This is a genomic window from Shewanella sp. 6_MG-2023 (genome assembly GCF_030547195.1).
In the GTDB taxonomy this organism is placed as follows: Bacteria; Pseudomonadota; Gammaproteobacteria; order Enterobacterales; family Shewanellaceae; genus Shewanella.
On record NZ_JAUOQU010000008.1, the window covers coordinates 121090 to 134982 of the forward strand.

Consider the following 13893-nt stretch of genomic DNA (forward strand, 5'->3'; position numbering starts at 1 on the left):
TTTGCAATCATCAACAAATTTGAAGGAACATAACAATGTCAGCAAAAGAAGTATTATTTGGTAGTGACGGTCGCGTTAAAATGCTTAACGGCGTCAACATTCTTGCTAACGCAGTAAAAGTAACATTAGGCCCAAAAGGTCGTAACGTCGTTTTAGACAAAAGCTTTGGCTCACCGCTAATCACTAAAGATGGTGTATCGGTAGCGAAAGAAATCGAACTAGAAGACAAGTTCGAAAACATGGGCGCACAAATGGTGAAAGAAGTTGCTTCTAAAGCCAATGATGCTGCTGGTGACGGTACAACTACTGCAACCGTATTAGCACAATCAATTGTGGTTGAAGGCCTTAAAGCAGTCGCTGCTGGCATGAACCCAATGGATCTTAAGCGTGGTATCGACAAAGCAGTTATTGCAGCCGTTGCTGAGCTTAAAGCACTTTCGCAAGAATGTGCAGATTCTAAAGCCATTGCTCAAGTAGGTACTATCTCTGCTAACTCTGATGAATCAATCGGTGAAATCATTGCAACAGCAATGGAAAAAGTAGGCAAAGAAGGCGTTATTACCGTTGAAGAAGGCCAAGCCCTTGAAAACGAATTAGACGTTGTAGAAGGTATGCAGTTTGACCGCGGTTACCTTTCTCCTTACTTCATCAACAAAGCTGAAACAGGCAGCGTTGAGTTAGATTCTCCTTTCATCTTATTAGTTGATAAGAAAATCTCTAACATCCGTGAATTATTACCAATCCTTGAAGGTCTAGCTAAAACAGGTAAGCCACTGCTTATTGTTGCAGAAGACGTTGAAGGCGAAGCATTAGCAACATTAGTTGTCAACAACATGCGCGGTATCGTTAAAGTAGCTGCTGTTAAAGCACCTGGCTTTGGTGACCGTCGTAAAGCAATGCTACAAGATATCGCTATCCTAACTGGCGGTACTGTTATCGCTGAAGAAATCGGTCTAGAACTTGAAAAAGCAGCCCTAGAAGACTTAGGTACAGCAAAACGTGTTGTTATCACTAAAGACAGCACCACCATCATCGATGGTAACGGCGAGCAAGCGCAAATCTCTGGCCGTGTTTCGCAAATCAAACAACAAGTTGAAGAGTCAACATCTGATTACGACAAAGAAAAACTTCAAGAGCGTATGGCAAAACTTGCTGGCGGTGTTGCAGTAATCAAAGTTGGCGCAGCAACAGAAGTTGAAATGAAAGAGAAAAAAGCCCGTGTTGAAGATGCATTACATGCAACACGTGCAGCCGTTGAAGAAGGTGTGGTTCCTGGCGGTGGGGTTGCACTAGTACGTGTAGCGTCTAAGATTTCTGAAGTTGAAGTGATCAACGAAGACCAAAAGCACGGCGTAATCATCGCACTACGTGCAATGGAAGCACCACTTCGTCAAATCGCAACCAACGCAGGTGAAGAAGCCTCAGTTGTGGCGAACACAGTTAAAAACGGCAGCGGTAACTACGGTTACAACGCTGGTAACGACACTTACGGTGACATGTTAGAAATGGGTATTCTTGACCCAACTAAAGTAACCCGTAGTGCGTTACAGTTTGCCGCATCAATTGCTGGTCTAATGATCACCACCGAAGCAATGGTAGCTGAAATTCCACAAGAAGCTGCAGCGCCAGATATGGGCGGTATGGGCGGTGGTATGGGTGGTATGGGCGGCATGATGTAATCTAGCTTGTCTAAATTGGTGATAACTGCGTTGCTTCACCACTCGTTTAGCGTACTAAACGTCGTGGTAAAGCGCCTTGTTCTAACCTATTTATACAGCGCTATATGCACTGCTGATCTGAAGCCTAAAAGCTAAAGCCAAACTTCTTGTAAAAGAATTGAAAGCCCCGATACCTAACGGTATCGGGGCTTTTTAGTGGCTTTAAATTTTGTTATAAAATACTTATTTTTTGCAGGCGACTACACGCATCCACAGTTAATGGCTTTGAGTAAAAGCCGTGAGAGTTATACCAAGGTTTATGGCATACTGGGTTTCATGCTATGGATCATTCTAATTATTGTCATTGCGGGCTGTGTATTCTTGCCTGGCTTGTGGGTCAAGCACATCATGAGCAAGTACCAACAGCCCGCTGATCGCTACCGTCATCAAGGTAGCGGTGGTGAACTTGCTCGCCATATTCTAGATCGTTTTGGCCTAAATGACGTTAAGGTTGAAGAGACGCCTGACGGCGATCATTATGATCCCGGGGCTAAGGCTGTTCGCCTTACGCCGGATAACTATGCCGGTTATTCCCTGACAGCTGTGACTGTCGCTGCCCACGAGGTAGGGCATGCGCTACAGGATTCTCGCGGCGAGTCTTTGTTTTTGATGCGACAGAGGCTGGCTAGAACCGCTATGGTCGGTGAGCGTATTGCCGGCATAATGATGTTCGCGGCGCCAGTGGTCTTTATGCTCACCCGTATACCGCAGGCTGGCGCGTTGACCATTTTAATCGGCGTGCTGTCGATGGGGTTGAGCACTATTGTGCATCTGGTGACCTTGCCGGTCGAATTCGATGCCAGTTATGGCAAGGCGCTGCCCATACTCAAAGAGGGCAATTACCTGCACGACGGTGACCTAAAGCATGCGGAGAAGATTCTCAAAGCGGCGGCGCTGACCTACGTTGCTGGCTCGCTAGCAAGCTTGCTCAATCTTGGCCGCTGGATAGCGGTGCTGCGTCGCTAATAGAATAAGTGGGGATTCGTCAGGGGCAGAGTAAATTTTTTTCAAATTCATTCCTTGCTTCATAGCCTAAACTCAATCGCTAATTTAGTGATTAGATACAAAAAATTGCTGAAATATGGCTTAATAATCAATAACGCAACTGCTGGTTGACAGAATAACAAGCTGGCTTGCTAGTGAGCAACTGCCTGATTTATTATGCTTGCTGCTCAATTATTGATTAAAAGGACTCACTAATGATACTTGCAGATAAGATTATTAGATTAAGGAAGAAACTGGGCTGGTCGCAGGAAGAGTTGGCGGAGAAAATGAATGTTTCTCGTCAGTCTGTTTCTAAATGGGAAGGGGCAAATAGCATTCCTGATTTAAATAAAATCATTATGCTTTCACAGATTTTTGATGTGTCTACAGACTTCTTACTAAAGGACGAGAACGAGGAATTTGAAGTTGCTACTGAAGCCAAAGAACTAGGCATTAACCATATTACCCTAGAGCAAGCGACTGAGTATGTTGAGCATAAAATCGCAATGACGAATCTTGTTTCTAAAGGCGTGGTTTTGTGTGTGTGTTCTGCAATGCCGTTGTTTTTCTTTATGGCTATGGCGGAAACGAATCGATTTAACATGACGGGTGATATAGCAGCGGCATTGGGTATTGTGAGTGTGTTGATTTTGGTGTCAGTTGGAGTGAGCTTTTTTATCAAGACAAACCAATATCAAGATGAAATAGCGGCGATAGAAGATGAACCATTTGAACTCGCTTATGGTGTTCACAGCGTGTTTCATGAAAAGCGTAAACAGTTTAGGCCAGCTTATAATTTGCGCTTATCTGTAGGTATTTTCTGTTTTATTGTTAGCTTTGTTCCGCTGCTGTGCGTGAGTATTTTTTCTTTTGAGCAAGACATTGTTTTATTAATGATAGATGTACTGCTTTTTATTATTGCGGTTGGTCTATTCATTATTTTACCGGTTTCTGCAAAATATGATGCCTATAGCAATGTATTGAAAGAAACAGTGAAAGAGACAGAAACAACTAGACGTACTAAACGAGCCGAGAAGTTGGCTGGATTTTATTGGCCCTTGCTCATTGCTATCTATCTTGGCTGGAGCTTTTGGACAATGGCTTGGGGCATCACTTGGATTATTTGGCCTGTTGGCGCCGTGCTGTTTGCCGCACTCGTTGGCTTGATGGAATTACTTCACAAAGACACGCCTTAATTAATACGTGGGAAATAAGACGTGTGAAATCAGGGTGCGAAGTTAATGCGCCCAAAGAAACTCGGAGTAAATCGCCAAGCGATTTTTTGCGAACAAAGAGTGCTTAGATTGCTAGGCGGCAATTCACTCGCCGCGCTTAATCGGTTTTATCTCGAACAAAACTCAACCCGCAATGAACAACACGCCCTAGTTAACACTTCCGGTTTTTTATTCTGTTAGTTGAGGTTTTATTGATTTAATCATCCATTGCTTATATTGGTTTTGCAGTAAAGTGCGCGCAATTATGGCTTGGGAGGATTTATGGTAACAATTGAGTTAGTGGTGGTATTAGCTGCCATCTTTATCGGCGCACGAATAGGCGGCATTGGTATTGGCTTTGCTGGTGGTTTTGGTGTGTTGGTATTAACTCTTGGGTTAGGTATGACACCTGGCACTATTCCTATTGATGTGATTTTGATTATTATGTCGGTCATCGCAGCTATTGCGGCGATGCAAGTTGCAGGTGGTTTGCAATATTTGGTGAATATCGCTGAGCGTGTTTTACGTAAAAATCCTAAGCAGGTTACTTTTTTAGCTCCGATTGTCACTTACACCATGACACTGTTTGCAGGTACGGGCCACACCGCGTTTTCGACCTTGCCTGTCATCGCTGAGGTGGCGAAAGAGCAGGGCATTCGTCCTTCACGGCCATTAAGTATTGCAGTTGTTGCCTCTCAAATTGCGATTACGGCTTCACCTATTTCAGCTGCGGTTGTGCTAATGAGCGGCATGCTTGAAAGCAAAGGCGTGGGCTATATCAGCTTATTGATGATTTGTATTCCCGCTACTTTTATTGCTTGTATGGTCGGCGCTTTTGTTGCCCAATTTATGGGTAAAGAGTTGAAAGATGACCCCGTTTATCAAGACCGTTTAGCTCATGGCTTAGTGAGCAAACGCGAGGTGAACAGCACTGAGTTACCAGCAGGGGCTAAGCGTTCGGTGATGGTTTTTCTGGTAGCAATTGTGGCAGTGGTGTTTTACGCCACCGCGATTAGTGATGCTGTAGGTCTTATTGATAATCCGACATTGCCGCGAAATGAAGCGATTATGGTGTTTATGCTAACGGCAGCCACGGCGATTACGCTGTTTTGTAAAGTGGATACAGCTGAGGTGCTTAATGCGGCGACCTTTAAATCGGGCATGAGTGCGTGTATTTGTGTATTAGGTGTTGCGTGGCTAGGTGACACCTTTGTTGCTGGGCATTTAGAAGAGATTAAAGCGCTATCGGGTGGCTTGCTAGAAGAGCATTCGTGGATGTTGGCGATCATTTTGTTTTTAGCCAGCATGTTGTTGTACTCGCAAGCCGCAACCACAGCGGCGTTAATGCCATCGGCATTTATGCTAGGGGTTAGCCCTGAGGCTGCTATTGCTTCTTTTGCTGCGGTGAGTGCCTTATTTGTATTGCCAACGTATCCAACCTTGTTGGCGGCTGTTGAAATGGATGACACAGGTTCTACCCGTATTGGCCAGTGGGTATTTAACCATCCTTTTGTGGTACCCGGTGTGGTGACGATTGTTAGCTCGGTGATGATTGGATTTGTATTAGCTGAGATTATTTTGTAGGTGTATTTATTGTCTGCTTAAGGCGTTTCTTTGGATCAATAATGCAGCATGCTTTCAGGTGTCAGCTTTAATGCCGACAAACTGCAAGCCGAAAAAAGCCCCGATGCTTAACCGTATCGAGGCTTTTTTTATTTGGATTTGCAACTTAAGGTCAGCAGCTACTTTGTGCGACTAATTTTATCCAAGTAGCCCATGGCAAAGGCCGATAATACAAAGGTAATGTGGATCAGTAAGTACCACATGATTTTGTCGTTATCGATATTTTCGGCATTCATAAAAACTTTAAGTAAATGAATTGACGATATGGCCACAATTGATGCGGCTACCTTGTTTTTAAGTGAGCCTGAATCCATTTTTCCAAGCCAGCTTAGTTTGTCACTGTTTTCGCCCACATCTAGCTGTGAAACGAAGTTTTCATAGCCTGAAAACATCACCATCACCAGAAGGCCGCCCACTAAAGTGATATCGATTAGCGATAGTGTAATCAAGATCAGGTCAACTTCTTTCATCTCAAAAATCATCGGTAGGATGTGAAAAATCTCTTGAAAGAACTTGATACCTAACGCAAATAGGACCAGGCTTAAACCTAAATAAATCGGTGCCATGATCCAGCGAGATGCATACATTAATTTTTCAAACACTTTTTCCATATATAGTTAACCTTTCAGATAAAAAACGCTGCAATCAATCAAGTTGATGATTGTTAAATCAAAACAGAGTGCACTTTAACTGTGCTTACCTATACTAGCAAGCGAGATCATCTCCCCACTTACCCAACTTGTACATTATCAAACAGGCTTAATCATGTTTAAGACTGACTTTTCGGCGCCGCAGTGACACTTGCGGTCAATTAATAGACACTCCTGCATTCGGTTGCTACTTTTTATTAACGGTACACAGCGATTAATAAAGAGTTATCTATGTTACGTCGTAATTTTTTAAGTCGAATGGGTTTAGCCTTAGCTGGAAGTGTCATTGGGACAAGCATAGGCAATGCAGTTGATGCAGCTGATGCCGCTGCTGAGGGCAATAAAGCAGCGTTAATGCCTGATAATATCAATGCTGGAGATTGGACTGCGCTGCGACAGCTTTTCCCCTTAACTGACGATTACATTCACCTTTCTACCTTTTTGTTGGCTTCTCACCCTAAACCTGTGGCAGATGAAATTGAGCGACACCGCAAAGGCTTAGATGCCAATCCTTCAGATTATTGGCATAAACACTTTGAAACCATTGATGGAAAAATATCCGCTGCGGCAGCAAGCTATATGGGTGGTGAAGCCGAACAAATTGCCCTCACTGACAGTACAACGATGGGGTTATCTTTGGTATACAGCGGGCTTAAATTACGCCCTAATGATGAAGTAGTGCAAACCGTACACGATCATTACTCTACCGATCTGTCTTTAAAACTGCGTGCAGAAAGAACAGGGGCTAACGTGCGCCGTATTACGTTATATGACACCCCTGCCACAGTGACAAGCTTGCAAGTTATCGATAACTTGGCAAAGGCCATTAATCAAAAGACTAAGGTGGTGGCTGTGACTTGGGTTCACTCTTCCACTGGGGTTAAATTACCTATCCGCGCTATGGCAGATGTGATTGCCAAAGTGAACAGCTCACGTTCTGAAGCTGATAAAATCCTATTTTGTGTCGATGGCGTACATGGCTTTGGCATCGAGGATGTTGATGTGAGTACAATGAGAAGATTTACCCTTTTGGTTAGCGTTTTACTCCTTGGCATAGTAACGGGTTGTTCATCACGATTACCCATCGACTCAGCTAAAAAACAACAGTATTCAGCATCTCATGCGCTAATTGGCCAAGCTTCTTGGTATGGCAGTAAATTTCACGGCAGACTGTCGGCAAGTGGTGAAAAATACATTATGAGAGCCTATACCGCAGCTCATAAAACCCTAGCTTTTGGCACCATAGTGAGGGCGACCAATACCAGCAATAATAAAAGCATCAATGTAAAAATTAACGATTGCGGCCCTTTTGTTAAAGGTCGAGTGATCGATCTTTCTCAAAAAGCGTTTCAACAAATCGCCAGTAGCGATCAAGGGATTGTAACCATAAAAATTGATATTCTGGACGATAGTAATATCTTTAGATACAAACATTAATCTTGCCATCGTGAGTCACAATTTGACTCTGCTTAACCAAGCTCAATATCGTACTCAGCCCCTTTAATGGTTGTAATTTATCTTGCGTCAAGCATACAAGATTCATTGCAGGTTTAAAGCGCAAAACTATGCAGCTTATAGTTAACTGAAAACTCTAATGCTTAATAATATCTGCGGGTGTTTTTGTGATGTTTATCCTTAATGGAAAATAAAAAAATGAAATGGCTACTTTTATATGTAACTAACTGATATTTTATGTGGTTATTAACCAGTAATAAGTTTTTTGGTTAAGCTTAATGTGGCTGAGAAATAACAAAAGGAAGGAATTTTGATTCTAAGAAAGATCGTTAAGGTGTTAGTGTTGCTCTCATTGATGGCAATAACACCAGTATGGAGTATGACTTATGGGTACGGGGGTGATCAGCCGCCGGTGAAGAAAATGATTGATTTACAAGGATACAATGTTAGTCGCTTAGAAGTCAGAAAGTCTATTTTGGAGATGATGCTTAATTATCAGTGGCAGATTAGGGTGCATGAGAAAGAGCGTATTTTGGCTGTTTATAAAGACACTTGCCAAGTGCAACTTGAGATTTCTGATAGCTTTATCGTTATTGAAGAATTGGAATCCCCATGCCATTTTAAGCCTGCTTGGATTAAATCCCTCAAAAGTGGCGTTATTCAAAAATTGACATATTATGATTTAGTTCAGCAGGCGAAAGGATTGTTGGATGAAGCCTAATGCCTTAATAGATATTATTAAAGTTAAAAAAGCCGCCTCAAGAATAAGCGGCTTTTGCTCAAAGTTTACTAATGATAAAGCATAGATGTTGATGTTTATCTTTACTAGTTATTTAAAATAAATAGGAAATTGTTAGGTTTCCAGACATAGCAAAATAAGTACCAGAGGTAAACATTAAGTCTTCATACTTATCAGCCTGGCGTAATGTTAATACAAAGTCTAAAGCTGCTGGTCCCCAATTATAACCTAAGCCACCGCCAAATTGGATACCAGAGAAAGACTCACTCTCATTTGAAATGCTCCATTCATCTGAAAAGAAACCTGCGCCACCGTATCCTCTAAAGCCTTTTTCAGCTAAACCTACACCGCCGTAAGCCATTAGGTCAAAGCCGCTACTTTCTAAGTCACTAAAGTCGTCATTTTCTAATAAAAAATAAGTAGCTCTTACTTGAAAGTGATTATTAAAGGCATAACCAGCAGCAATATTAAAGCCACTAAAATCTAGGTCTGCATCAGAGTTATCGTCATTAGCTAAAGAGAAAGCGTATGAGCCAATACCGATACTCCAATTTTTAGCAGGAACGGATTCCACTTCTGCAGCACTGATTTGAGCGCCTAGTAATAACGTCGATAAAAACACTGTTCCTTGGATTAATTTTTTCATTATTTTTCCATCTATTATTAAGGTTGCCTTTTAAAAAAGGATTCAACTAATGCTACTTAATCTTGAAGTGAGCATGTTTATATAAAAGCACGAGATATGAGCTTAATTATTAAAGTATGGGCATTAAAAACCCTCAATATCTGCAGATATTGAGGATTTTTATTACTTAAACTAATTCATCAAAAGTGGAGTTAGTTATTGGGACAATAGAAACCACAATAATGTAGCTAATATTGTTTGAAACAGAATTATATTGTCTGATCCATCTTGGTCATTTGTTCAGCATTTTCTTTATTGCTTCTGATAAACTCTTCAACGTCTTCTATTTTTTCGTGGCTAAAGCCTAATTGTGCCTCAATTGATACTTTTCCATTAGCATGTTCAGTCAGAGTAAATTCATTTACTCCTAGCATACGTGAGAACACAGTGTGAACTAGAGAATTTTGTATATCGACAACTTTAATAGTTGTGGTGGTTTTATAGAAAGCGAACACACCACTGGAGGTGTTAATCCAGTCAATTGACCAGTAATAGTGGCTGTTGTTCTTAAGTCCATTTTTATCATAAAGTGCCTCCCTAAAAGAAATTTTATCACACTCATTGTAAAGTCCAGACTTTGAAGCTCTACAGTCTGAATGATCGGTGACATTTTTACCTAATAAGCTAATGTCTAAAGGTACTAATGAGCCATCTTCAATGTTAACCAATACATAATCATTAAGTTCGTTTAGCCCAAATGTACTGCCAAGAGCAGAAACTGAATCAAATAATCCACCTACAGAGTCTGATTTATCACGAGCATCTTTTTCTAAAAGAATATAACCTGTAGATGCAGCATCACCATTTTGATGTTGTGCTATATGGTAATCATCTATAAGTGTAATATTTTCAATATTGCCTTCTCCAATTTTGTATCGGAATGCAGATCCTGCACGACCTAGAATAAATCCATCAGAAGTTGGAATTACAGCATTTCCTGATGTTTTTTTACCCGTTACAGTCTCAACACTAAAAAGGTCACCTTTTCTTATTATGTTGGCGATTTTTATTGGTTCTTGTTCTGAGTTGGCTTTGTGGTATTTAAGTGTATAAGAGCCATCAAAGTTTTTTATTGCGTAGGTAAATTGCCCTGTAAAGCGATCCGCTCCTAAGTTTGCAACACTGCCTTCAAAGTCATTGAACATCTTGCCATTGATCAAAATTCCGTCTTTATTTCTCACGAATAAAGCAGGGCCTCCAGTTGCGTTAACTAACAATCGTTGTTCCATTAACTCTAATTCACTCAGATATTCAACTGGAGCTTGAGTAGGAGCTTGGGGGGCCTGTTGTCGTAAATTGGCTCCACCCATCATTGCACCTAACATCGATTTTTGCATTTCTATCATTTGTGATCTTTCTTCAGCAGTCATTTGCGGTGCTGTAGAAAGACATCCAGTTAAAGTTGTTAACATTAAAATAGAAGGTGCTATTTTCTTAATCATTGTGGATTTACTTCCCTTTTTTTTAGAGTTTTTTGATAAAAAACAATTAACCACTCATCTGGTTAACAATTTCGATGCAAATTTATCACAATTGAATGGCGTGTGAAAATTTTTACACAATAGTTTTAGTGGTTTAGGTTATTTGTTTGTTAAGTATTGGCTCTATGGAGAAATCCACCAAATAACTAAAGAAAAATAAACTTTCTTCTGAATTATTCTCTCTATAATGAATAAGCTTGCAGCTATCGATAATTTGGCCAAGGCCATTAATCAAAAAACCAAGGTGGTGGCCGTGACTTGGGTTCACTCTTCCACTGGGGTTAAATTACCTATCCGCGCTATGGCAGATGTGATTGCCAAAGTGAACAGCTCACGTTCTGAGGCTGATAAAATCCTCTTTTGTGTCGATGGCGTACATGGCTTTGGCATCGAGGATGTTGATGTGAGTACATTAGGCTGTGATTTTTTTATTGCTGGCACTCATAAGTGGATCTTTGGCCCACGTGGCACTGGCATTATATGGGGCTCAAAGCGCGGCTGGAATAACTGCAGCGCAGTGATCCCAAGTTTCAGCCTATCCTACGATGTGTGGCTAGGTAATAGCACCCAAGCGCAAGTACCAATGGGTGAACATATGTCACCAGGAGGCTTTCACCGTTTGAACATCGTTGGGCATTACCCGCTGCGTTTGAGCTACATATGCGTTTGGGTAAAGCCAATGTGCAACAGCGTATTCATCAGCTCAATACCCAAACCAAGCAAGGCTTGGCAAAAATGTCACATGTCACCTTGTATACGCCAATGGCCACTGAACTATCATCGGGGCTGGTGTGTTTTGATGTCGATGGTTTGTCACCGCAACAGGTGGTAGAGCATATGCACACTAAGGGCATCATTATGAGCTCGACGCCTTATCGTGACTCATTCGCGCGTTTTGCGCCGAGCTTAATTAATAACGAAGCCGAGATTGATAAAGCACTCTCTGAGATACAAGCGTTGGCATAAGATTTTGCTTTTAAAAAGTGTCATAAGTGCAAGTCAGTGTAATAACGGGGGGGGCAGAATCCACGGTTGCTAGCGAGCCATAACATATAGGCTCCAGCAGCTACTACATGAACAAGGGAGTGAACATGAGCAGGGTTTATGTGATGCTGCGCTTGCTATGGTGGTGTTATAAGTCATCTTGAGTGACAGCTTAAATGTTCTCATCTACACTGCAGGCTAAGGTTAGCGAGTTGTCTGAGAGCATTTTGTGCTTACAAGGCAGCGAATAAAATGAAGCATTATTTTAAAGAGCGAGTAGTAAACACAATGATTAAATTTAAGCTTATGTTTAGTGTGTTACTCCTTGCTATGGCAACAGGCTGTTCATCACGAGTGCCCATCGATGCTTCTAAAACAACACAATATTCAACATCTCATGCACTAGTGGGGCAAGCTTCTTGGTATGGCAGTAAATTTCACGGCAGACTGACGGCAAGTGGTGAAAAATACAATATGAGAGCCTATACCGCAGCCCATAAAACCTTGCCATTTGGCACTATAGTGAGGGTGACGAATACCGGTAATAATAAAAGCATCGATGTAAAAATTAACGATCGCGGCCCATTTGTTAAAGGCCGAGTGATCGATCTTTCTCAAAAAGCGTTTCAACAAATAGCCAGTAGCGATCAAGGGATTGTAGCGATCAAAATTGACATTCTAGACGACAGTAATACCTTTAGATACAAACATTAATCTTGCCATCGCGAGCCACTATTTGACTCTGTTTAACTAGGCTCAACATCTTAGTTAATCTCTCTGTTCTTTATGACCTATCTCGCGTCATTTGTTTAAAGCTCTTCTCTTTAGCATTCAACATTTAGCATTTAGCATTTAGCATTTAGCATAGCCTATCAAAATAGGTTTTTTAGCTGACTAAATCGAGATTGCTGAGTCCGCACTTATGCGCTTATGCCACCCAATATGTTGGGCATCGGCAAACTGTGTAATAACTTCTTCTTATAAATCGCCCTAAAAACGATCAAACGCTTGAAATAACAGTAAAAAGCCTGATAGGCGAACGCCTTGTGCATTTAGTTTTCTTACAGTATTTACATAATTGTCGATAGTTCTTTTCATCTTCATAAAATTAGAGTTATTATTCTAATTTGTATGGGATGTAACCGCGTTACTGATTAATCAGCTTAAAAATACACTAGATCTTGGCTGCGAATAGCTATGTTTAGTTAGCGCTGCGGTATCTGTCTGCAATTGCTGATGCATTTAACTCGGTATAAAAATTTTTAACGGTATTAATTGATAAAAGCGCAAACGCCAGCAGGGTGTTTGTAGATGTACTTCAACATAAAAATGGATATGTATGAAAAAAATAATAATTAGGATCTTAGTGATCGTACTGGTTGTACTTTCTCCCATTCTGTATCTCGCAGGCACATTTGTTTTTACAGGCCCGATGCCAGATGATGAATTTCAGCAACAACTACCTACGATAGTAAAAAACCTTGAAGTAAAAATGGATGGTGAGGGTGAAGAGACCATAGTCATGATCCACGGTTATCCTGATAGTTTAGAGCTGTGGGACAAGCAAGTTGAATATTTAAAGCAAGACTATCGGATTGCTCGATTTACTTTGCCGGGGTTCGAGCTAGAAGATAATGGCCAAAGACCCGATTACAATATTCAGCAAATTCGCATGATTATGGATGCCTTTATCGAAAGTTTAGATAGAGATAAAGTGACTGTACTCGCTCATGACTGGGGCGCGTCTTATGCTTCACATTATCTTGCGCAAAATGACTTGGTCGACAGACTTATTCTTTTAGACATTGGCAGCTATGGTAACGAAAAATCACCAAGCATTAATGTTAAATACACCTTTGCCCTTGCGCTTGCTTGGGTTTTACCTGAATTTCTCGGTGAAAAATTAACGCTTTTTACTGCGGAAAACATATTAAAACTTGAACAGAATGTAGACGCGAATAAAAAAGTGGCTAATTTACGTTCTGATGCGCGTATGACTTACCCATACTGGCATTTATGGAACGCTATTTTATCAAAAGATTTACCCCAACGTGTTGCGGTGGAAGATTTTGGCACGCCTTTTCTTTTCATCTATGGCAAAGATAAGAATGTGTGGTTCCATGGTAAAGAGTGGTTGCAACAGGTTGTCGATTTGAATAAGGGTCAGGTTGAAGTGGTACCGGGCGGTCACTGGTTTATGGAGTCTTCTGCTGACTTAGTGAATCAAACTGTCGATGATTGGATACGTGCTAATTAAAAATAATAGTAATTGGTTAGCTATCACTAAGCCGATAGCGCCAGTAACTTAGTCACTGTGTTAAGAAAGGGGATACTTGTTGAGAGTATCCCCTTTTTTAGCA

At 41.2% G+C, this 13893-nt stretch carries 11 protein-coding genes and 2 pseudogenes; 10 read left to right on the top strand and 3 right to left on the bottom strand.

What is annotated here, in order from left to right; genetic code table 11:
* Positions 1 to 35: 35 nt before the first annotated feature.
* The 4 genes from groL (at position 36) to Q4533_RS06970 (ending at position 5500) form a co-directional block, all read left to right on the top strand.
* Entirely contained in the window at positions 36 to 1679 is a 1644-nt protein-coding gene (groL, locus tag Q4533_RS06955) for a chaperonin GroEL (protein ID WP_102439565.1), read from the top strand.
* A gap of 195 nt (positions 1680 to 1874) precedes the next feature.
* The gene (locus tag Q4533_RS06960; RefSeq protein WP_303502492.1) at positions 1875 to 2684 is read left to right on the top strand and encodes a zinc metallopeptidase; all 810 of its coding nucleotides are present in this window, start codon (positions 1875 to 1877) and stop codon (positions 2682 to 2684) included.
* Positions 2685 to 2917: 233 nt separating this feature from the next.
* The gene (locus tag Q4533_RS06965) at positions 2918 to 3898 is read left to right on the top strand and encodes a helix-turn-helix domain-containing protein (RefSeq protein ID WP_303411814.1); all 981 of its coding nucleotides are present in this window, start codon (positions 2918 to 2920) and stop codon (positions 3896 to 3898) included.
* A gap of 300 nt (positions 3899 to 4198) precedes the next feature.
* A complete protein-coding gene (locus tag Q4533_RS06970; protein WP_303411812.1) occupies positions 4199 to 5500 on the top strand; it encodes an anaerobic C4-dicarboxylate transporter in 1302 nt (433 codons plus the stop codon).
* Positions 5501 to 5658: 158 nt separating this feature from the next.
* Here Q4533_RS06970 and Q4533_RS06975 read toward each other — a convergent pair whose 3' ends face one another.
* Positions 5659 to 6150 carry a TIGR00645 family protein gene (locus tag Q4533_RS06975; protein ID WP_102439310.1) on the bottom strand — a complete coding sequence of 164 codons (492 nt, stop codon included), beginning with the start codon at positions 6148 to 6150 and terminating at the stop codon, positions 5659 to 5661.
* Positions 6151 to 6420: 270 nt separating this feature from the next.
* Here Q4533_RS06975 and Q4533_RS06980 point away from each other — a divergent pair, with 270 nt between their 5' ends.
* Together Q4533_RS06980 and Q4533_RS06985 are read left to right on the top strand one after the other, a co-directional pair.
* On the top strand, positions 6421 to 7626 hold the full coding sequence (locus tag Q4533_RS06980) for a septal ring lytic transglycosylase RlpA family protein (protein WP_303502493.1): 1206 nt from the start codon (positions 6421 to 6423) through the stop codon (positions 7624 to 7626).
* Positions 7627 to 7954: 328 nt separating this feature from the next.
* Complete coding sequence (locus tag Q4533_RS06985; RefSeq protein ID WP_303502494.1) at positions 7955 to 8365, top strand: hypothetical protein; 411 nt, start codon at positions 7955 to 7957, stop codon at positions 8363 to 8365.
* A gap of 112 nt (positions 8366 to 8477) precedes the next feature.
* Here the strand turns inward: Q4533_RS06985 and Q4533_RS06990 are convergent, their stop codons facing one another.
* Together Q4533_RS06990 and Q4533_RS06995 are read right to left on the bottom strand one after the other, a co-directional pair.
* Complete coding sequence (locus tag Q4533_RS06990) at positions 8478 to 9029, bottom strand: outer membrane beta-barrel protein (RefSeq protein WP_303502495.1); 552 nt, start codon at positions 9027 to 9029, stop codon at positions 8478 to 8480.
* A 248-nt stretch (positions 9030 to 9277) separates the two neighbouring features.
* Entirely contained in the window at positions 9278 to 10510 is a 1233-nt protein-coding gene (locus Q4533_RS06995; RefSeq protein ID WP_303502496.1) for a hypothetical protein, read from the bottom strand.
* A gap of 226 nt (positions 10511 to 10736) precedes the next feature.
* Between Q4533_RS06995 and Q4533_RS07000 the strand changes: the two are divergent.
* The 4 genes and pseudogenes from Q4533_RS07000 to Q4533_RS07015 all read left to right on the top strand — a co-directional run.
* Positions 10737 to 10997 (top strand): annotated as a pseudogene (locus Q4533_RS07000) (aminotransferase class V-fold PLP-dependent enzyme); the annotation flags it as partial.
* Between the two features lie 212 nt (positions 10998 to 11209).
* Positions 11210 to 11356, top strand: a pseudogene (locus Q4533_RS07005) (aminotransferase class V-fold PLP-dependent enzyme); the annotation flags it as partial.
* 465 nt (positions 11357 to 11821) lie between these two features.
* On the top strand, positions 11822 to 12247 hold the full coding sequence (locus tag Q4533_RS07010) for a septal ring lytic transglycosylase RlpA family protein (RefSeq protein ID WP_303502497.1): 426 nt from the start codon (positions 11822 to 11824) through the stop codon (positions 12245 to 12247).
* 625 nt (positions 12248 to 12872) lie between these two features.
* Entirely contained in the window at positions 12873 to 13790 is a 918-nt protein-coding gene (locus Q4533_RS07015; RefSeq protein WP_102439312.1) for an alpha/beta fold hydrolase, read from the top strand.
* Positions 13791 to 13893: the final 103 nt, after the last annotated feature.

Bases quoted from the DNA above. Each gene is read 5' to 3' on its own strand.
- Q4533_RS07015 (WP_102439312.1), top strand. From the start codon at position 12,873: ATGAAAAAAATAATAATTAGGATCTTAGTGATCGTACTGGTTGTACTT.
- Q4533_RS06965 (WP_303411814.1), top strand. From the start codon at position 2,918: ATGATACTTGCAGATAAGATTATTAGATTAAGGAAGAAACTGGGCTGG.
- Q4533_RS06970 (WP_303411812.1), top strand. From the start codon at position 4,199: ATGGTAACAATTGAGTTAGTGGTGGTATTAGCTGCCATCTTTATCGGC.
- Q4533_RS06995 (WP_303502496.1), bottom strand. From the start codon at position 10,510: ATGATTAAGAAAATAGCACCTTCTATTTTAATGTTAACAACTTTAACT.
- Q4533_RS07010 (WP_303502497.1), top strand. From the start codon at position 11,822: ATGATTAAATTTAAGCTTATGTTTAGTGTGTTACTCCTTGCTATGGCA.
- Q4533_RS06975 (WP_102439310.1), bottom strand. From the start codon at position 6,150: ATGGAAAAAGTGTTTGAAAAATTAATGTATGCATCTCGCTGGATCATG.
- groL (WP_102439565.1), top strand. From the start codon at position 36: ATGTCAGCAAAAGAAGTATTATTTGGTAGTGACGGTCGCGTTAAAATG.
- Q4533_RS06990 (WP_303502495.1), bottom strand. From the start codon at position 9,029: ATGAAAAAATTAATCCAAGGAACAGTGTTTTTATCGACGTTATTACTA.
- Q4533_RS06980 (WP_303502493.1), top strand. From the start codon at position 6,421: ATGTTACGTCGTAATTTTTTAAGTCGAATGGGTTTAGCCTTAGCTGGA.